Genomic DNA, 17,272 nt, shown 5'->3' on the forward strand with positions numbered 1-17,272 from the left:
CGAACGGCACCCCCACGAAAGCTTCCGGTCCACCGCCGCGTGCGGAGGCGGACCGGACGACCCTGACCGTCCCCGATTGTCGGAGAGGAGGAGAACACGATGCAGGAGAACACCAACGGCTCGCTGGAGCTGGAGCTGGGCATGCAGGACCTGGAGCTGGACATGCAGGAGCTGGAGGGCATGGACGCCCCCTTCAACTGGAGCGCCGCCACCTGGAGCGTGGCGACCGTCAGCATCGGCAGCATCATCGTCGCGACCTGACGACATGACACCGGGACCGCCGCGGGACGCCAGACGTCCCGCGGCGGGCCACGGAGTCCGACAGCCACCGACCGTTCGAGAGGAGGAGAACACGATGCAGGAGAACACCAACGGCTCGCTGGAGCTGGAGCTGGGCATGCAGGACCTGGAGCTGGACATGCAGGAGCTGGAGGGCATGGACGCCCCCTTCAACTGGAGCGCCGCCACCTGGAGCGTGGCGACCGTCAGCATCGGCAGCATCATCGTCGCGACCTGACGGTGTGACACCCGGCGGTGCCGGGACGCGGCGGAGTCCTCCCCGCGTCCCGGCACCCGCTCCCCGCCCCGGCCGAGGCCCGGACGGGGAGCGACGTGAGGGAGATACCTTGACCAGCGATACGGCCGTTGCCCCGCAGGAGGGAAGCGGAACGGACGGCGAGCACATCAGCCGTCCCCGGCTTGCCGACAACGTGTCCGTCCATCCGCCGACCGGTGCGGACGCCCCGTGGATCATCCAACGCGGCGAGCACTACCTGCGGGTGGGCGCCGACCTGGCGCGGCTGGCCCAGGCCGCCGACGGCACCAGAGGGCACCGGGAACTGGCTGCGCTCCTCGGCCCCCGCTGGACCCCCGCCGTGGTGGACACGGCGGTGCGCAGACTGGTCGCGGCCAAGGTGTTCCACGGCGGCGACCCGGATCGCGGCGCGCCCCGCAGGGTGCCCCGTCTGAGGGTCGTACCGCCGTTGACCGTGCAGCTGACCGTCGTCCACCCGCAGCGGCTGCTGTCCGGAGTGCTTCCCGCCATGGCCCTGCTGGGGCTCAAGCGGTGGGGCGCCGTCGGCGCGCTCCTCGCCGCCGGAGGCCTGGCGGCGCTGGCGGCGCTCGGCCCCGAACTCTCCGACGTCCTCGGACGGCCACTGCCGCCGAGCGTGTACGCCGGCGTCGTCGCCGCCATGCTCGTCGCCAGCGCACTGCACGAACTCGCCCACGCGGCGGTCCTCGCCTACTACGGCGGACGGCCGAGCCGCATGGGCGTGATGCTGTTCTACCTCTCGCCGGCCTTCTTCTGCGACGTCTCCGACGGCTGGCGGCTGCCGCGCAACGAGCAGCGCGTCCGGGTCGCCCTGGCCGGCATCGCCACCCAGTGGGTCATCGCGGGCTCCGCGGCGCTGGCCGCGCTCGTCCCGCCGCCGGGCCGGTGGCAGGACGGGCTGCTGCTGTTCGCCACGGCGTGCTACTTCGCCGGGACGTTCAACCTGCTGCCGGTGGTCCGGATGGACGGCTACCTGGCCCTGATGGGCCATCTGGACATCCCGCACCTGCGCGACCTGGCGATGGCCGATGCCCGCCACCGGATCGCACGACTGCTCTACGGCGGCCGCCACCGACCGGAGCTGCCACAGCTGCGGTGGGCCGTCGCCTTCGGCCTCGCCTGCATGGCCGCCCCCGTGTTCATCGTGGTCCCGGCGCTGGGCACCTTCGCCTCACTGCTCCAACGGATGGGCACCGCCGGAGCCGTCCTGATGGTGTGCGCCTCGGGCTATTTGATGTGGCTCCTTGTACGCGGCGCGGTACGCACGGCCGTCGAAGCCCGTACGGCCGGCGCCCCCCGGTGGCGGATCGCCCTGTCGGCCACCGCGCTCGCAGCCGCCGTGGTCTGCGCCCTGCTGTTCGTCCGCATCCCCTACACCGTGGCCGGCGGCTACGCCGTACGCGACGGCGGACAGGTGGAACTGCTCCTGCCGTCCTCGGCCGACCGCTCCGCCGTCCACGCGGGAGGGGCCGTACACCTCTACCGCGCCGGGTTGGTGGGACACGCCACGACGGGCGAGGCCGTGATCGGGTCCGAGCGGAGCACCGCCACCACCGCACCGCTCTCGGCACTCCTCCCCGTGACCGGCACCACCCTGTCGCTGCCCGCCGCCGCCTACCCGCTCGTCACCACCCGGCCGCCGTCGGACCCGACCGGCAGCGCCCGACTCACGCTGGGGAAACGCCCGCTGGCCCACTGGCTGTACGACACCTACCTGGCTCCCTGCTGGCGCTGAGCCGCTCCGCCACCCGACCCGACCCCGGAAGCACACGGTGTTCCTCCACTACCTCCAGCACTGCCAACCGGACAGCCCGTACTTCGACCTCCCGTCGGAGGACCGGGCGGCGGCCGACTACCCCGCCGCCCGCGAGCCGCTCCCCGACGGCTGGACACGTGAACTCAACCCCCACTGGTCCTTCCACGCCCCCCACGGCTGCCGGCTCCCGTCGCAGGGGTGGAAGATCCACGTCTCGACGGTGCCGGACCGGGCCGAGCCGGTCCTGGCGATCGTCCGCGCCTTCTGCGAGGCCCGGCGGATCCCCTTCAAGTTCATCCGCAACCCGCACGTCCTCACCGACCGCAACAGCAAGTACGGCGACCGCAGCAGCAGCGGCAAGTTCATCACCGTCTACCCGCTCGACGAGCAGCAGTTCGCGACCGTCCTCACCGAACTCGGCGATCTGCTCGACGGCGAGCCGGGGCCCTACATCCTCAGCGACCTGCGCTGGCGCAACGGCCCCCTGTACGTGCGCTACGGCGGTTTCGTCCTGCGCACCGTCACCGACGCGCGCGGCCGGCAGATCCCCTGCATCGAGGACCAGGACGGTCGCCTGGTGCCGGACAGGCGCGGCCCCGGCTTCCACCCGCCCGCCTGGGTGACCCTGCCGGAATGCCTCGACGAGGCCGTGGCCGCCCGCAGCGCCGGCACCACCCGCGGTCTGCCCTTCGCGGTGCGCAGGGCCCTGCACTTCTCCAACGGCGGTGGAGTCTACGAGGCGACGGAACTGGCGACCGGTCGCACCGTTCTCGTCAAGGAGGCCCGGCCGCTGGCCGGCCTGGACGCCCAGGGAACGGACGCGGTCACCCGCCTGGAGCAGGAGCGCTGGGCACTGCAGACGCTGGCCGGCATCCCGGCGGTTCCGGAACTCATCGACTACCGCAAGGGCCACGAGCACTACTACCTCACGCGTGAACTCGTCGACGGGGTCGCGCTGAGCCGCGGCGGCGGCATGGCCAATCCGTGGCTGGAGGGCACGCTCGACGACCGGAGCGCCCGCCGGTACACCGCCTGGGCGCTCGACATCCTCGAGCAGATCGAGCGGACGACGGAAGCCATGCACGACCGCGGCGTCGTCTTCGGCGACCTGCACCCCGGGAACGTCCTCGTCCGGCCCGACGGCACCGTCGCGTTCATCGACCTGGAGACCGCCACTCCGATCGCGGCCGCAGCACCCCAGGTCATCGGCGTCCCCGGGTTCCGCGCCCCGAGCCACCACCGCGGTGCGGCGCTGGACCGCTACGCCCTGGGCTGCCTGCGGATGGCCCTCTTCGCTCCGATGACCGCCCTGCTCGACCACTCGCCGCAGAAGCTGGACCAGCTCCTCTCCCTCATCGCCGCCCGCTTCCCGGTCCCCGGCGACTTCGGGCAGCAGGTGCGCCGTGACCTCGGCATCGGGCAGGGAACCGGACCGGCGGTGACCGACCGGACCCGGCAGGCACCCACGGAGCCGCCGACCCCCTCGGCAGCGACCTGGCCCACGCTCCGGGAGGCCGTCGCCGGCGGCATCCTGGGCAGTGCGACCCCCGACCGCACCGACCGCCTCTTCCCCGGGGACATCGAGCAGTTCACCGTCCCGGGCGGCGGAGCAGCCTTCGCCCACGGCGCGGCCGGAGTGCTGTGGGCCCTGGCCGAAACCGGAGCCGACATCCCCGACGCCCACGTCCGCTGGCTGGACGACGCCGTGCACGCCATGGCCGAACCGCGCCTCGGCTTCTACGACGGCCTCACGGGCATCGCCTTCGCCCTGCACCGGCTCGGCCGCACCGACCGAGCCCGCGAAATCCTCGAACGAGTGGTCAATTCCGGGCTGGACCACCTCGACCACAGCCTGTTCGCCGGACGCGCCGGCATCGGACTGGCCCTGCTGCACTTCGCCCGGTGCACCGGCGAGGAGGAACTGCTCGTCCGCGCCCGGGCACTCGGCGACCAGCTGGCCGGCGGCATCACCGGAGCGCCACGGCCCGGACTGCTGCACGGACGTTCGGGAGCGGCGCTCCTCCTGCTGCGCCTCGCCGAGGAGACCGGTGACCGCTCCCTGTTGCCGGCCGCCGCCGAGGCCCTCCACCACGACTTCGCCGACCTCGGCCTCACAGAACCCGAACCCGGACCCGGACCCGACGGGCCGTCCGGAGCACGGCGGTGTGCGCCGTACCTGGGCGTCGGCAGCGCCGGCCCTGCCCTGGTCGCCGACCGGCTGCTGCCGCACCTGCCCGACCCCCGCCTCACCCGCGTACTGGAACGCAGCCGCTCCGCCCTGACCACGGAGTTCCATCCCCGGGCAGGCCTGTTCACCGGTCGCGCCGGCGTCGTCATGGCGCTGCGGCAGCTGCACCGCGGCACGGCGGACGACAGCGAGGCCCTGCGCCGCCACCTCGCGGCCTTCGACTGGCACGCCGTCCGCACCGGGCGGCGCACGGAGTTCCTGGGCGAGCACTCCCTGCGCCGCTCCAACGACTTCGGCACCGGATCCGCCGGGGTGCTCCTCGCCCTCGATGCCGCACTGGGCGCCGGTAGCACCACCCTGCCGTTCCTGGAGGGCCCCCGGTGAACCGCGCCCTCGGGCAGCCGGCTCACCGAGCACGGTCCGCCGGGCCGACTCCTCGCCCGCACGGGCCGGACGCCGGGGCATGCACCTCCCACCCTGCGGGCCCGGTGCGCCGGCGTGCCTGCATGACACGGGCCACGGCCGGCGCACCGGGTGGGAGCAGGACGGGTGCCGGATCCGCCCAGAGGTGACAGGGGGCTGGTTGGTTCGGTCGCCCGCCTCTTGCTGAGCAAGGGCTGCTCGGATTCGCCGTCGTACGATCCTGTGCACTGAGCTTGCTCCGATCCGCCGGCCTCGACTGGTTCGAGCAGGGCGATGTCTGGTACCGGGTCGAACGGCTGCGCCCGTTGCCGCCCGAGGTCGAGGCCGGTCGGGTGGATGGCATGCGGGGACGCGCTGAAAGCGCTCATGTCCGCAACCACAGGACCGAACTCACACCTTCTCGCGCCAGTGGAGGACTCGCTTCGTTCGCCCCGTGGTTCGAGGCCTTCGACCGGGCCGGCGCTGCGATCGGCGATGCAGCATGCCGCGGCGCCCTTTCCCGTGGCCCGCGCTCCGTGCTTGCCCACCACGTGATCTCTCACGCCAATCGCATCGGCCTGTCCGCCGTAACACAGGCCACCCCCGCCCGAGTTGCCCGAGAAGCAGCCATGGGCGAGTAGCGGTACCCCTAGGTGGGGCGGTTGCGAGACGGCCAAGGTGTTGTCCCGCGTCGCTGCGCGGACGCCGGGAGGCTCTGCCGGGGTGCATTCGAGGGGCCGGCGTAAGGGCCGGCAGCTGGGCAGGCATGGAGGTAGCCGGAGGTCCGTGCCTGCTTCCGGGGCAATCACCACTGACCGGTCCGTTCTTGCCCCGGACGATCGGAGGCGGTCGGCGTCGGCGGTCCGGTCGGGGCCGTCCTGTTGCGGTGGTGCGGATGGTGTTCTAGGTATTCGGTGGTGTGGTTCGCAGGCCGCTCAGGAAGGCTGCGAGGTAGCGGTGGGCGGTGTCGATGCGGTTGGTGGGCGTGCCGCCGTGGACGTCGACGGCGTGGGCGATACCGCACATGAGCGGGACGAGGTCGGCGGCGTCGAGGTCGGGGCGGACGGCTCCGGCGTCGCGGGCCCGGTCGAGGAGCCGGGTGCCGGTCGACCGGAGCGAGTGCTTGAGTTCCGTGGTGCGCGGCAGCGCGTCGGTGACTGCGGCGGTGACGGGGGCCAGGGAGGCGTCGCTGACCTGTGCCTCGACGGTGCGGAGCAGGAAGCTCTCGAGCGCGCGCCGGGGGTCGGTGTCGGCCAGGGCCTGTTCTCCGTGCGTGGCCAGGTCCTCCAGGCAGGGGGCGGCCACCGTTTCCAACAGGGCCTCGGGAGTGGGGAAGTGTCGGTAGACGGTGCCGACCCCCACTCCGGCGCGGCGGGCGACGTCGTTGAGCTGCAGGGGCTCGCCCCGGTCGACCAGGGTGCGGGCGACGGAGACGATCCGGTCCCAGTTGCGGGCCGCGTCCTTGCGCAGGGGCGTCGTCATGGGGACATGCTAATCGGATGGCCCATCCGGATGGTCTCCGTTGTCCGCGCCGTGCAGACGGTCAGGCGGCCGGCAGGGGCGCGTGCCGTTCGCTGAGGCGGCGCACGGCTTCGACGACGCGGGGGTCGGTCGCCGGGCGGAACGGTGCCGCGGGGCGGGTGTCGGCGCCGATGACGATGCCGGTCCGGCCGGTCAGGGTTTCGTTGGTGGCGGCGGTGATCGAGGGCTTGGCTGCAGCGGACGCCGGACCCGAGGTCGAGCGTTCGAACTTGCGGCGTACCAGCGGCCACAGCAGCCGCAGGCCCGGGGAGACGATCTTCGGGTCGGTCATGGTGCCTTTCGTCATGTCGGTGGCGGCGCCTCCGGGATCGGCCGCGAAGACCGAAACGCCGGTGCCGTCCAGGCGCGCGGCCAGGTCGAGCGTGTAGGCGAGGTTGGCGAGCTTGGCGCGGCCGTACCAGTGGAAGCCGTAGTAGCCGCCACGCGGCTCGACGGCGTCGAACGTGCGCTTGGCGAGTCCGGCCGCGCCCGAGGTGACGTTCACGATCCTGCTCGGGGCGCCGGCGGTCAGCGTGGGCAGCAGCAACTCCGTCAGCAGGTACGGCGAGAGGTGGTTGACGACGAACGACGCCTCGATGCCGCCCAGGGCGACGCGCCGGGGGAACATCGCCCCGATGTTGTTGACCAGCACGGTCAGCGGGTCTCCGGAGGCGGCGTGGTCGGAGGCGATCCGGTCGGCGAGCGCGCGTACTTCGTCGAGCGAGCCGAGGTCGGCGGCAAGGAACCGGCCGGGATGCGCCGGGTTCGCCGCGTTGATCCGCTCGACCGCCCGGGCACCCCGATCGGGGTTGCGGCCGACCACGGTGACCGCGTACCCGGCGGCCGCCAGGCCCAGTGCCGTTTCCAGTCCGATGCCGGCCGTCCCGGCCGTGACCACGGCTGTCTTTCGCATGTGTTCCTCCACTCGAAATTCGGATAGTTCATCCGCTTGGTGCGGGACGGTAGCACATCTGGATGGACTATCCGTTTTCTGTGCGGCCGGATCCCTGCGCTCTCCTGGGCGCTGCGCATCGCATCGGTGAGGATCTGCAGTTCGGCCGCCGCCGCGTCGGGCAACTGCTCGCTGTCACCCTCCGCGGCGTACCCCACGCCGGCGATCCGCACCCGGCCCCGACCAGGCGCCGTGCGACTGCCCGTTCGCGGACGATCGCCGCGTACGAGGCCATGAGCGAGGGCGCCTGAGCTCCGCAACGTGGCCTCAGGGCGACCTTCGCACGCTGGCCGGCGCCGTGGTGCATCGCCCTGATGGCCAAGCCGGCCAGGTAGGCCCGCGCAATCCGGCTAGGCGTCTACTCGCAGGGTAGAAGCATGTGTGCAGGTCGCAGAGGGCCGAATCCAGGGGGCTGGGCATGGGGCAGCAGGGAAGTGCTCATCGAGGAGTGGCCAGTTGGCTGCGAACCGTCGGCATGGCGCTCGCGGGGCTGCTACTTGCGGCGGTCGGGCTGGCCTGGTTCCCGGTCCTGAACCAGATCGAAGTCTCCCACCGGCACGCCCGCCCGTGCGACAACTCCGCGACTCCGCCGGTGATCAGCGACTGCACCGCCCACGAGCCGGGCGCCGTGGTGGAGAGGAATTCAATGGCCGGTGAGGACCATGACGCCTGGGTGAGGGTGGAGCGGGCGTCAGGCAAGAGGGACAAGTACGACGTCAACGGGGACTTCTTCAGAGTGGCACCGGCCGGTACGCCCGTCGTTCTCTCCGTCTGGAACGGCGATGTGGTCGAACTCAGCGCCGCCGGCGAGACTTCCCCGATCAGCTCCGACAGGACATCCTGGGCCACAGTGGGCATGTTCGCCCTCATCGGTCTCGGCACGTACCTGCTGGTCTACTCACTCGGCGATCGATTCGGGAATGTCCGCCTCGTGATGGCCGGCCTCGTACCCTTCGCGGCCCTCGCCGTCGAGTTCGAAGTCGACTCAGGTGGAGACGCCACGCCGCTGCGGAGCGTGGCGATCGGTGCCTCCGTATGGTGCGCATGCGTCGTCGCCGCGATCCTGGCGGTCTTCGCTCTGGCCTACCGCGAGCGACAGCAGCAGAAATCATGAGGCCGTTGGCCCGGTCCGACGACACCGCCCACGGCGTCGACCCCACCGACGTCTCGCTGATCGTCGTCACCCACGGCCACATCAATCACATCGGCTCCGCCGCCGAACTGCACCGGCTCACCGACGCCGCCACATCGCCGACCTCGGACCGTACCGCTCCGGCCGGGTCCGCGAACCCTACCTTCCCACCGGCCCGATGGGTCGGCTCATGGACCGGAACAAGAACCTCCACGCCCAGGCCGAACCCTTCGAACCGGCCGTGCTCATCCGCGGCGAGACGAGCCTGGAGGACTCCGGGCTTGCGGCGCGCGTCATGCCCACCCCCGGCCACACCGCCGGATCGGTCTCCGTCCTCACCGACGACGGCCACCTCGTCGCCGGCGACCTGATCGCCAACTCCTTCATGGGCCTGATCCCCGGCAAGCCCGCCAACCCGCCCTTCCACGACAACCCCCGGCAGAACCTCGTCAGCCTCCGCCGGATGCTCGCCCTCAACCCCGCCACGCTCCACGTCGGCCACGGCACCCTGCTCGACCCCGACCGGGTACGGCAGTGTGCCGACCGGGAACACGGCAGCCTCGCACGACTCGAAGCCGCCGGACGCCTCGCAACGCGCAGTGAGTGAAGAGCCATTCCGCGCGGGCCTGACGCCGCGACGGCCCCTCGGCGGCGTCAGCAACCGGCGGCATGAGCGCGGGTCCTACCGGCGGAGATCACTGCTCCGAGATTCTCCGCATTCCTATGCTCCGGGCCGGGGTTCGGACTGTCTGCCCGTTCTGTTCCGCCCCGGAGCGTTCAGGGAACGTGGAGGCCGTCAGCGCCCGGGGCGCGCGAAGGCAACGCGCTCGCGCTCGGCGAGGGGGCGGATCGCACAGTCCCTCGCATGGTCGTTGACCAGCCCCATGGCCTGCATGAAGGCGAAGACGGTGGTCGGTCCGACGAACCTCCAGCCCAGCTTCCTCAAATCCTTGGACAGGGCGATCGACGTCGGCGAGGTCGAGGCAGTCTGCGGCTCGGGCAGCTCCGCCGGGTCGGGTTCGTAGCGCCACACGAAGGCGGCCAGCGAGCCCTCGCGATCGAGCATTGACTCCGCGCACTTCGCGTTGTTGATGACCGCCTCGATCTTGCCCCGGTGGCGGACGATGCCGGCGTCCTGCAACAGCCGCTCGACCTCGCGCTCGCCGAAGCGGGCGACCCGGGAGATGTCGAAACCCGAGAAGGCGGCCCGGAAGTTCTCCCGCTTGGCCAGGATCGTGCGCCAGCTGAGCCCGGACTGGAAGCCTTCCAGGCTCAGCTTCTCGAACAGCCGGCGGTCGTCGGCAACCGGAAAACCCCATTCGGTGTCGTGGTAGGCGAGGAACTCCGCTGCGGCTGCGCTCCACTGGCAGCGCGGCTTGCCGTCCGGGCCGAGCGTCGGGGTGGTCATCGATCAGTTCTCGGTCAGGGGAGCAGGAACTTCAGGCGGTCGTCGGCCATGCCGGGGGCTATCTCGATGATCTCCGCGCCGACGACGTCGTGTGCGACGAACGGGTCGGCGTTCACGCGTTCCTGAAGCGCCTCCTTCGAGGCTCCGTGCGCGAGGACGGCGCCGCCGAGCCCTGGCTGGATGCTGCCGACCAGCAGGAACACGCCGTCGTCCAGTCCCTGCTTGATCCACTGCTGGTGGCCGTCCATGTACTGGCCGGCGGCGGCCTTGTTGGCGGAGAAGCGCAGCAGCACGATGAACATCGGGTTCCTCTCAGGTGGTGGTGCAGGTGTTCAGCCAGTCGTTCATCCGGCGGACTTCCCGCCGGATGAACTCCTCGTCCTTGAAGGCGTTCGCGAGCGTGGCGACGCCCTGGCTGACCGCGAGCACGTGCATCGCCAGTTCGTCGGCCTGCGCCGTGTGTCCGAGGAGCGCGAACTGGTCGCGCAGCCAGGTTCGGAAGAGGGTGAACAGGCTGTTCGCCTCGCCGAGCGCGGCATGGTCCAGCTTGGCCAGTTCGCTGGTCAGGGTGCCGACGGGGCAGCCGTAGTTCTGGATGTCGGCCTGGTTGGTCAGCAGGATCTCGATGAACCGGCGGATGCGGTCGCCGGGCGCGGTGTGCTCGGCCTCCCACTGCTCCAGCATCCGCCGGGTGTTGGCGACACGGGCGTCGATCACCGCATCCAGGATCAGGTCCTTCGACTTGAAGTGGTGGTAGAAGTTGCCGCGGGAGATCTCCACGGCCCCGGCGATCGTCGCGAACGAGGTGTGCTCGTACCCCTGCTGATAGAACAGCCGGTCGGCCGCGTCGACGATCTGGCCCCGCGTTGCCCCGCCTCGCGCGTTCATGCTCCTCCTCACCGTGCCCGGTTCACCAGCGTCACAAGTTTAGGACGAGTGTCCTAGAAGTCTAGGACACTCGTCCTAAGTCATGTCAAGGGCGTTCGCGCGCCGCCGGCCAGGATGCCCCGCGGGCGGACCTTGCATCGAAGACGCAGCCTGGTCGAAGACCCGGTCCCCGTCTCTGCGTCGAACCGGGCTAGCGGCGACGGCGGAGAGGCGGTGCACATTCAGGCCCGCGGATAGCGGCTCCAGTCGTCCTTGCCGCACCTGCCCCAGCCGACCGCCGTGTTGACGCAGGTCCAGCACGGCGCTGGCGCCCGGGGGCGGGGAGACCACGGGCGAAGGGCAGGATCACCCTGCCGTGCGCCCGCTGGGCGACCAGGACCAGCCTGCTGCTGCCGGGTTACTTCGTGAGCCGGTCCGCCTGGTGGAGCCCGGTCTTGTCGATGACCACCCGGGGTTCCTCGGGTGACTCGGGGGTGTGCAGCAAAGAGCTGCCCGCTCGCCATTCCGCTCCGTCGTGCCCAACGGCTCGCGTTGGCCACCGGCCGCCAGTAGCAGTTGTGGGCTGAGGGTTCCGGCGATGGCCCCGGCACTCCGCTCAGGAAGACGCACTGCCGTTCCGGTAGGTGAGCAGCCGGTCCAGGCCGACTCCGTGCAGGGCCTCGCGAACCTGGGAGTTCGCACCGTGAACGGTGACCGGGATGCCGACGGCGTGGGCGCCGCGCAGCGCGTCGACGAGTGCGGTGGTGCCGCTGTGGCTGAGGTGGGTGACCTTGGCCATGTCGATGTCGAGCGTGCCCTTGGTGTGTCTGACCGCAGCGGTCAGGAGACGGGCGTTGCGGTCGGCGTTGCGGGTGTCGATCTCGCCGCGGAGCGTGACCCGCGTGGCAGGCGTCCAACGGCGGCGCAGACGGCGAACCGTACCGAGCAGGTCGTGGGCGGCGGTGCGCAGGACGAACGGGCCGCCCAGGACGAGGGCGACCTTGACCCGTAGCTGCCTGGAGGCGGTAGCGGTCAGCCAGGACACGACGCCCGCGACGGCGGCGATACCGGCCGCGAGGACCAGGGCGGGCCTGCGCGCTCTCATCGGTGGTGTCCTGCATCTGCCCTGGGTGGACGACATGCGAAGCGCCGGGGCGGGACGATCAACAGCAGCGCACCGAAGGCGGCGCACATGCCCCCTGCGGCGGCGCAGGCCAGGACCGCGTGACCGTCGGCGTGCCAGGCGCAGGGGGCCGTGTTGAGCAGCGTGTTGGCGTAGAGCAGGAGGAGCCCCCCAGCCGCGTGGGCGTACGGGCTCCAGCCAGGTCCGGGCCCCATCCGGTACGCGGCCGGCAGCGAGGGTGATACCCCGTGGCAGCAGGAGGAGAGTGAAGGCGCCGGCCAGGGCCGGGGCGACAGTTCTCGGATGGGCCGTTCGGCTGTTCGGCCGTCAAAGGGCTGTCAGGAAACCGTAAAGGTCGGATAAAGTACGAGGTGGAGTGCCGGGAAGCCTGGTCGGCGAGCAAGGGGACAGCCCTCTTCGCTCTTCACCGATCCGGGGGTATTTCCCGTGGTGCTCGTCGCATGTTTCGGGGCCGCGCTGCTTGTCGCGGTTCTGCTCTCGGGCCTGGCGGCCCGCTCCGTCCTCTCCACATCGCTGCTGTTCCTGGTGGCCGGCGCGCTGGTCAGCGACGGCTTCCTCGGGCTGATCCACGTCACTCCGGACAGCCCGATCGTGGCGGCGACGGCAGATCTGGCGCTGTTCACGGTGCTGTTCACCGACGGCATGCATGTCTCCTTTCCCTCCCTGCGTTCGGCGTGGCGCAACCCCGCGCGGGCGCTCGGCCTGGGTATGCCGCTGGCGTTCGTCGGTATGGCGGTGGTGGCGCACTTCCTGGTCGGGCTGGACTGGACGACGTCGTTCCTGGTGGGCGCGGTGCTCGCGCCGACGGACCCGGTGTTCGCCTCGGCGATCGTGGGACGCAAGGAGGTCCCGGCGCGGCTGCGGCAGCTGCTGAACGTCGAGTCGGGGCTGAACGACGGCCTGGCGCTGCCCGTGGTGCTGGTGCTGATCGCCGCCGCCGGTCCCACCTCCCCGGCCGCAGAGTCCTCGCTCGGGGCGATCGGCCTGGAGCTGGCGGGCGGCCTGGCCCTGGGCGTGGTGCTGCCCGTGGCGGTTGCCCTGCTGGTGCGAGTGCCGGTGCTGGGCGCGGAGGCGAAGCTGCAGCCGCTGCTGCCGCTGGCGACCGGCGTGATCCTCTACGCGGCCTGCCACCTCACCCACGCCAACCCCTACCTCGCCGCGTTCTCGGCCGGAGCCGTCCTCGCCTCCGTCTCCCCGGAGTCCAGGCACGCCTTCGAGCCACTCGGCGAGGCGCTGGCGGAGCTGTCCAAGTTCGCCGCGCTGCTGGTGTTCGGCGCGCTGCTGACCCCGCAGCTGTTCGGTGACCTGTCGGTGGGCGGGTACGTGGCGGTGGCGCTGGCGATCCTGCTGATCCGCCCAGCGTCGCTGCTGATCTCGCTGGTCCGCTCCCGGATCGACCGGCGCGAGCAGCTGGTGGCCGCGTGGTTCGGCCCGAAGGGCTTTGCCTCCGTCGTGTACGGGCTGCTGGTCCTGCAGGCGGGGATCCCGCAGGGCCAGGAGGCGTACACGCTGATCGCGGTCTGCATCGCGGTCTCGATAGCCGTGCACTCCAGCTCGGACGTGCCGGTCGCCCGTCTCTTCGACGTCGAGGAGCCGGCTCTGCCGTCCGCCGCCGAGGATGGACGGACGGCGGCCCCGCAGGGCACGCCCCGACCGCTGCCGACCGGGGCGATCCCGGCCCGGACTAGCGCCGACACCCTCCTGAAGGAGCACCCCGATGCGCGCACGTGACCTGGCCGAGCCGTACCCGACGGTGAGCCTGGACGACCAGGCCCTGGACGCGGCCCGCCTCCTGGCCGAGCACCGCCTGCCCGGCGTCCTGGTCGTCGACGGCCCGGACACCCCGGTGGCGATCCTGCCGTCCTCCCAACTGGTGCGCCTTCTGGTGCCCGGCTACGTGATGGAGGACCCGACGCTGGCTGCCGTCATCGACGAGGCCCACGCCGACCGGCTGGCCGCCGCACTGGCCGGGCTACGGGTGCGCGAGTGCCTGCCGAAGGACTCCCCGGCCCCGGCGGTGGCCGACGCGGAGGACACCGCCGTGGAGATCGCCGCCCTCATGGCCCGCAACCGCAGTCCTCTGGCCGCCGTCGTCGAGCGCCCCGCCGACCGTCACAGCGGCGGCGGACGACTGCTCGGCGTGATCACCGCCTCCCACCTGCTGCACCGACTCCTGGGGAACCCGTGAACAACTGGCAGGCCTGGGCCGCGCTGGCCGTTTTCGCCGCCGTCTACGTCCTGATCATCACCGAGTGGGTGCACCGGGTCGCCGCCGCCCTCGGCGGCGCCGGTCTGATGCTCGCCATCCGGGCCACCGACGACCAGGCCGCGTTCTTCTCCACCGACTCGGGCATCGACTGGAACGTCATCTTCCTGCTCGCCGGGATGATGATGATCGTCGGCGTGCTGCGCAAGACCGGCCTGTTCGAGTACCTGGCCATCTGGGCCGTCAAACGCGGCCGCGCCAGACCCTTCCGGGTGATGGCCATGCTCGTGGTCATCACCGCCGCGGCGTCCGCACTGCTCGACAACGTCACCACCGTGCTGCTCGTCGCACCCGTCACCCTGCTGGTGTGCGAGCGGCTCGGGGTGAAGGCGGCGCCGTTCCTGATCGCCGAGGTGTTCGCCTCCAACGTGGGTGGCATCGCCACCCTGGTGGGCGACCCTCCGAACATCATCATCGCCAGCCGTTCGGGCCTGACGTTCAACGACTTCCTCGTCCACCTCGCCCCGCTCGCCGTCGTCCTGACGGCGGTGCTGGTCGCCATGTGCCGGTTCCTGTTCCGCCGCTCCTTCAGCTACGACGAGGACCGGGCCGTCGAGGTGATGTCCCTCAACGAGCGCGAGGCCATCCGCGATCCGAAGCTGCTCGCGCAGGGCCTGGCCGTGCTGGTCCTGGTACTCGCCGGCTTCGTCCTGCACCCGGTCGTCCACTACGCCCCGTCGGTCGTCGCCCTGCTCGGCGCGGGACTGCTGGTCGCCATATCCAAGGTCGAGGTCAAGGACGTCCTCGCCGAGGTCGAGTGGCCCACCCTGGCGTTCTTCGCCGGATTGTTCATCATGGTCGGCGCGCTGATCGAGACCGGCGTCATCGGCGAGGTCTCCCGGGCCCTGGCCGATGCCACCGGCGGAGCACCGCTCGGCTCCACGATGCTCCTGCTCTGGGCGTCGGCCGTGCTGTCCGCGATCGTCGACAACATCCCGTACGTCGCGACCATGGCCCCCATCACCGCCGACCTCGTGCAGACCGTCGGGGAGCCGCACGGCATGGTGCTGTGGTGGGCGCTGGCCCTCGGCGCCGATCTCGGCGGCAACGCCACCGCCATCGGCGCCTCCGCCAACGTCGTCGTCCTCGGCATCGCCGAACGCAACCGCCAGCCCATCAGCTTCTGGACCTTCACCCGCTACGGCATCCCCGTCACGATCGTCACCATCGCCATCTCCGCCCTCTACCTGTGGCTGCGCTACTTCGCGCTCGCCTGAGCGATGACCTGCGCAGACGAATCCCGCCCGCCGAGGCGGCCCGGCCCGGGCGGCCGGCGGCACTCCGCCCCGGGCCGGGCCGGGGCGAGGACCCGGTACCGGCCGGGCCGCCTCGGTAGCTGGAGGAAGCGGCGCGGGCCTCGCGCAGCAGACCGGGACCGCTGCCGCCGCGCCCCGGGCCGGACGGGTCGTGGCGGGGACGCAGCCGTAGCCGGTGCGCGGCCCGGTGCGTGCCGGGGGACGGCCAGTGGCCGTTCCGGTGATCCTCGGGGCGGGAGCGGCATGTCCCCACCCGGCCGGGCATCGACCCGTGATCCTGTCGGCTTGGAAGTTCTCGCTCATCCCGTTTCGGCGGCCGGTGACGGAGGCCGTCCTCCGACTCGGAACACGGCATAGCCGCCAATCACGAAGGGCGGTCGCATGGGGGACATCCCAGGCCCTGGCGTTCCGGGCCCCAGCGAAGGCGCGGCATCGGGAGACCGCCGGGAAGTCCCGGCCGGTAGCGGTACCGACGCCGACACCGAGGCCGCGCGCCCGGGACTTGCGGAGCGTCTGCGCGCGCGGGCGTCGGCAGCCCGCCGGGCGTGGGAGAGGACGGCCGAGCGGCCGCCGCCGGGACCGTTCCGCCCGGGGGCCTGGCGCAGTCCGATCAGGGGACCGTGGCTGACGGCGGTCTTCGGCCTGGTCCTGCTGTTCGGGATCACCGTGCTGGCCGTCACAGGGCTGGCGTCGTACGCCGCGTACAACCCTCGTCTGGGCGGGGGCAACGACCAGACACCCGACCACGGCATCCTCGGGTTCTACCTCTTCACCTGGCCGACGGACCCCGTCTGGCTGTACCGCCTCAACCAAGGTGTGCACGTCACCCTCGGCGTGGTGCTGGTGCCCGTCCTGCTGGCCAAACTGTGGTCGGTGCTGCCCCGGCTCTTCGTCTGGCCGCCCGTACGCTCGGCGGCGCACGCCCTGGAGCGGCTCTCGCTCCTGCTGCTCGTCGGGGGTGCGATCTTCGAGTTCGTCACCGGCATCCTCAACATCCAGCTGTACTACGTCTTCCCCGGCTCCTTCTACACGGTGCACTTCTACGGCGCCTGGGTGTTCCTGGGTGCGTTCGTCGTCCACGTCGCGCTGAAGCTTCCGCGGATGACCTCCGCGCTGCGCTCGCGCAGCCTGCGGGCCGAGCTGCGCACGGACACCGCGCACACCGTCCCCGAGGAGCCGGACCCCGACGCACTGGTCGCCGCCCGGCCGGCCAGGGCGACGATGTCGCGCCGCGGTGCGCTCGCCCTCGCGGGATCCGGATCCGTCACGCTGCTCGTACTGACGGCCGGGCAGAGCATCGGCGGCCCGTGGCGGCGTACCGCGCTGCTCGCCCCACGAGGCCAGGACCCGGGCACCGGACCCAACGGTTTCCAGATCAACAAGACCGCTCGTGCCGTCGGCGTGACGCCCGACCAGATCGGATCCGACTGGCGGCTGCGCCTGATCGGCCCAACCGGGTCCATGACGCTCACCCGTGACCAACTGCTCGCCATGGAACTGCAGACTCACGCCCTGCCGATCGCGTGCGTCGAGGGGTGGTCCACCGACGACCAGTGGTGGACCGGCGTCCCCCTCGCCGCCCTCGCCGCGCTGGCCGGCGCTCCGGACGCCTCGACGGTGCTGGTCGAATCCGTCCAGCGCGAGGGCTCCTTCCGCACAGCGGTGCTGGCCCGCAATCAGATCCACGACGCACGCTCGCTGCTCGCGCTGCGTGTGAACGGTGCAGACCTCTCCGCGGACCACGGGTTCCCGGCCCGAACCATCGTTCCCGCCGCCCCCGGGGTGCACAACACCAAGTGGGTCGGCGCCCTGACCTTCAGGACCTGA

Annotated in this window: 17 protein-coding genes and 1 pseudogene; 12 read left to right on the forward strand and 6 right to left on the reverse strand. The window is 71.5% G+C overall.

What is annotated here, in order from left to right:
• The first annotated feature begins 99 nt into the window (after positions 1–99).
• From ACQ614_RS33335 to ACQ614_RS33355, 5 genes are all read left to right on the forward strand, one after another.
• Entirely contained in the window at positions 100–261 is a 162-nt protein-coding gene (locus tag ACQ614_RS33335; protein WP_431682772.1) for a daptide-type RiPP, read from the forward strand.
• 94 nt (positions 262–355) lie between these two features.
• A complete protein-coding gene (locus ACQ614_RS33340) occupies positions 356–517 on the forward strand; it encodes a daptide-type RiPP (RefSeq protein ID WP_431682772.1) in 162 nt (53 codons plus the stop codon).
• Between the two features lie 109 nt (positions 518–626).
• Entirely contained in the window at positions 627–2,288 is a 1,662-nt protein-coding gene (gene mpaP / locus ACQ614_RS33345; RefSeq protein WP_431682773.1) for a daptide biosynthesis intramembrane metalloprotease, read from the forward strand.
• A 37-nt stretch (positions 2,289–2,325) separates the two neighbouring features.
• Positions 2,326–4,881: a class III lanthionine synthetase LanKC gene (lanKC, locus tag ACQ614_RS33350; protein WP_431682774.1), complete on the forward strand. Its 2,556-nt coding sequence runs from the start codon at positions 2,326–2,328 to the stop codon at positions 4,879–4,881.
• A 272-nt stretch (positions 4,882–5,153) separates the two neighbouring features.
• The gene (locus ACQ614_RS33355) at positions 5,154–5,540 is read left to right on the forward strand and encodes a hypothetical protein (protein ID WP_431682775.1); all 387 of its coding nucleotides are present in this window, start codon (positions 5,154–5,156) and stop codon (positions 5,538–5,540) included.
• A 262-nt stretch (positions 5,541–5,802) separates the two neighbouring features.
• On the opposite strand, the gene ACQ614_RS33360 is transcribed toward ACQ614_RS33355, so the two are convergent.
• Both ACQ614_RS33360 and ACQ614_RS33365 read right to left on the reverse strand, forming a co-directional pair.
• Positions 5,803–6,381 (reverse strand): TetR/AcrR family transcriptional regulator, encoded by a 579-nt coding sequence (locus ACQ614_RS33360; RefSeq protein ID WP_431682776.1) that lies wholly within the window; start codon positions 6,379–6,381, stop codon positions 5,803–5,805.
• A 61-nt stretch (positions 6,382–6,442) separates the two neighbouring features.
• Positions 6,443–7,333, reverse strand: a complete 891-nt coding sequence (locus tag ACQ614_RS33365; RefSeq protein WP_431682778.1) for an SDR family NAD(P)-dependent oxidoreductase — start codon at positions 7,331–7,333, stop codon at positions 6,443–6,445.
• 487 nt (positions 7,334–7,820) lie between these two features.
• Between ACQ614_RS33365 and ACQ614_RS33370 the strand changes: the two genes are divergently transcribed.
• The 3 genes and pseudogenes from ACQ614_RS33370 to ACQ614_RS33380 all read left to right on the forward strand — a co-directional run bounded on the left by ACQ614_RS33370 (position 7,821) and on the right by ACQ614_RS33380 (position 9,111).
• Positions 7,821–8,486: a hypothetical protein gene (locus tag ACQ614_RS33370; protein ID WP_431682779.1), complete on the forward strand. Its 666-nt coding sequence runs from the start codon at positions 7,821–7,823 to the stop codon at positions 8,484–8,486.
• Positions 8,483–8,566, forward strand: a pseudogene (locus tag ACQ614_RS33375) (hypothetical protein); the annotation flags it as partial. The gene ACQ614_RS33370 and the pseudogene ACQ614_RS33375, both read left to right, overlap by 4 nt.
• 128 nt (positions 8,567–8,694) lie before the next feature.
• Positions 8,695–9,111 carry an MBL fold metallo-hydrolase gene (locus ACQ614_RS33380; RefSeq protein ID WP_431682781.1) on the forward strand — a complete coding sequence of 139 codons (417 nt, stop codon included), beginning with the start codon at positions 8,695–8,697 and terminating at the stop codon, positions 9,109–9,111.
• Positions 9,112–9,300: 189 nt separating this feature from the next.
• Here the strand turns inward: ACQ614_RS33380 and ACQ614_RS33385 are convergent, their stop codons facing one another.
• The 4 genes from ACQ614_RS33385 to ACQ614_RS33400 all read right to left on the reverse strand — a co-directional run bounded on the left by ACQ614_RS33385 (position 9,301) and on the right by ACQ614_RS33400 (position 11,884).
• On the reverse strand, positions 9,301–9,912 hold the full coding sequence (locus ACQ614_RS33385) for a DNA-3-methyladenine glycosylase I (RefSeq protein ID WP_431682783.1): 612 nt from the start codon (positions 9,910–9,912) through the stop codon (positions 9,301–9,303).
• A gap of 14 nt (positions 9,913–9,926) precedes the next feature.
• On the reverse strand, positions 9,927–10,214 hold the full coding sequence (locus ACQ614_RS33390; RefSeq protein WP_431682784.1) for a YciI family protein: 288 nt from the start codon (positions 10,212–10,214) through the stop codon (positions 9,927–9,929).
• Between the two features lie 10 nt (positions 10,215–10,224).
• Complete coding sequence (locus ACQ614_RS33395; RefSeq protein WP_431682785.1) at positions 10,225–10,800, reverse strand: TetR/AcrR family transcriptional regulator; 576 nt, start codon at positions 10,798–10,800, stop codon at positions 10,225–10,227.
• A 595-nt stretch (positions 10,801–11,395) separates the two neighbouring features.
• Entirely contained in the window at positions 11,396–11,884 is a 489-nt protein-coding gene (locus ACQ614_RS33400) for an STAS domain-containing protein (RefSeq protein ID WP_431682786.1), read from the reverse strand.
• Positions 11,885–12,349: 465 nt separating this feature from the next.
• Here ACQ614_RS33400 and ACQ614_RS33405 point away from each other — a divergent pair, with 465 nt between their 5' ends.
• The 4 genes from ACQ614_RS33405 to ACQ614_RS33420 all read left to right on the forward strand — a co-directional run bounded on the left by ACQ614_RS33405 (position 12,350) and on the right by ACQ614_RS33420 (position 17,272).
• Positions 12,350–13,654, forward strand: coding sequence for a cation:proton antiporter (locus ACQ614_RS33405; protein ID WP_431682787.1), 1,305 nt, complete (start codon positions 12,350–12,352; stop codon positions 13,652–13,654).
• Positions 13,641–14,111, forward strand: coding sequence for a CBS domain-containing protein (locus ACQ614_RS33410; protein WP_431682789.1), 471 nt, complete (start codon positions 13,641–13,643; stop codon positions 14,109–14,111). Before ACQ614_RS33405 ends, ACQ614_RS33410 begins: the two co-directional genes overlap by 14 nt.
• A complete protein-coding gene (locus ACQ614_RS33415) occupies positions 14,108–15,406 on the forward strand; it encodes an SLC13 family permease (protein WP_431682790.1) in 1,299 nt (432 codons plus the stop codon). The genes ACQ614_RS33410 and ACQ614_RS33415 overlap by 4 nt, the downstream gene beginning before the upstream one ends.
• Before the next feature lie 705 nt (positions 15,407–16,111).
• Positions 16,112–17,272, forward strand: a complete 1,161-nt coding sequence (locus ACQ614_RS33420) for a molybdopterin-dependent oxidoreductase (RefSeq protein WP_431682791.1) — start codon at positions 16,112–16,114, stop codon at positions 17,270–17,272.

Source organism: Kitasatospora dryopteridis (assembly GCF_050749075.1).
GTDB lineage: Bacteria > Actinomycetota > Actinomycetes > Streptomycetales > Streptomycetaceae > Kitasatospora.

Bases quoted from the DNA above. Each gene is read 5' to 3' on its own strand.
- ACQ614_RS33335 (WP_431682772.1), top strand. From the start codon at position 100: ATGCAGGAGAACACCAACGGCTCGCTGGAGCTGGAGCTGGGCATGCAG.
- ACQ614_RS33340 (WP_431682772.1), top strand. From the start codon at position 356: ATGCAGGAGAACACCAACGGCTCGCTGGAGCTGGAGCTGGGCATGCAG.
- ACQ614_RS33360 (WP_431682776.1), bottom strand. From the start codon at position 6,381: ATGACGACGCCCCTGCGCAAGGACGCGGCCCGCAACTGGGACCGGATC.
- ACQ614_RS33365 (WP_431682778.1), bottom strand. From the start codon at position 7,333: ATGCGAAAGACAGCCGTGGTCACGGCCGGGACGGCCGGCATCGGACTG.
- ACQ614_RS33380 (WP_431682781.1), top strand. From the start codon at position 8,695: ATGGACCGGAACAAGAACCTCCACGCCCAGGCCGAACCCTTCGAACCG.
- ACQ614_RS33385 (WP_431682783.1), bottom strand. From the start codon at position 9,912: ATGACCACCCCGACGCTCGGCCCGGACGGCAAGCCGCGCTGCCAGTGG.
- ACQ614_RS33390 (WP_431682784.1), bottom strand. From the start codon at position 10,214: ATGTTCATCGTGCTGCTGCGCTTCTCCGCCAACAAGGCCGCCGCCGGC.
- ACQ614_RS33395 (WP_431682785.1), bottom strand. From the start codon at position 10,800: ATGAACGCGCGAGGCGGGGCAACGCGGGGCCAGATCGTCGACGCGGCC.
- ACQ614_RS33400 (WP_431682786.1), bottom strand. From the start codon at position 11,884: ATGAGAGCGCGCAGGCCCGCCCTGGTCCTCGCGGCCGGTATCGCCGCC.
- ACQ614_RS33410 (WP_431682789.1), top strand. From the start codon at position 13,641: ATGCGCGCACGTGACCTGGCCGAGCCGTACCCGACGGTGAGCCTGGAC.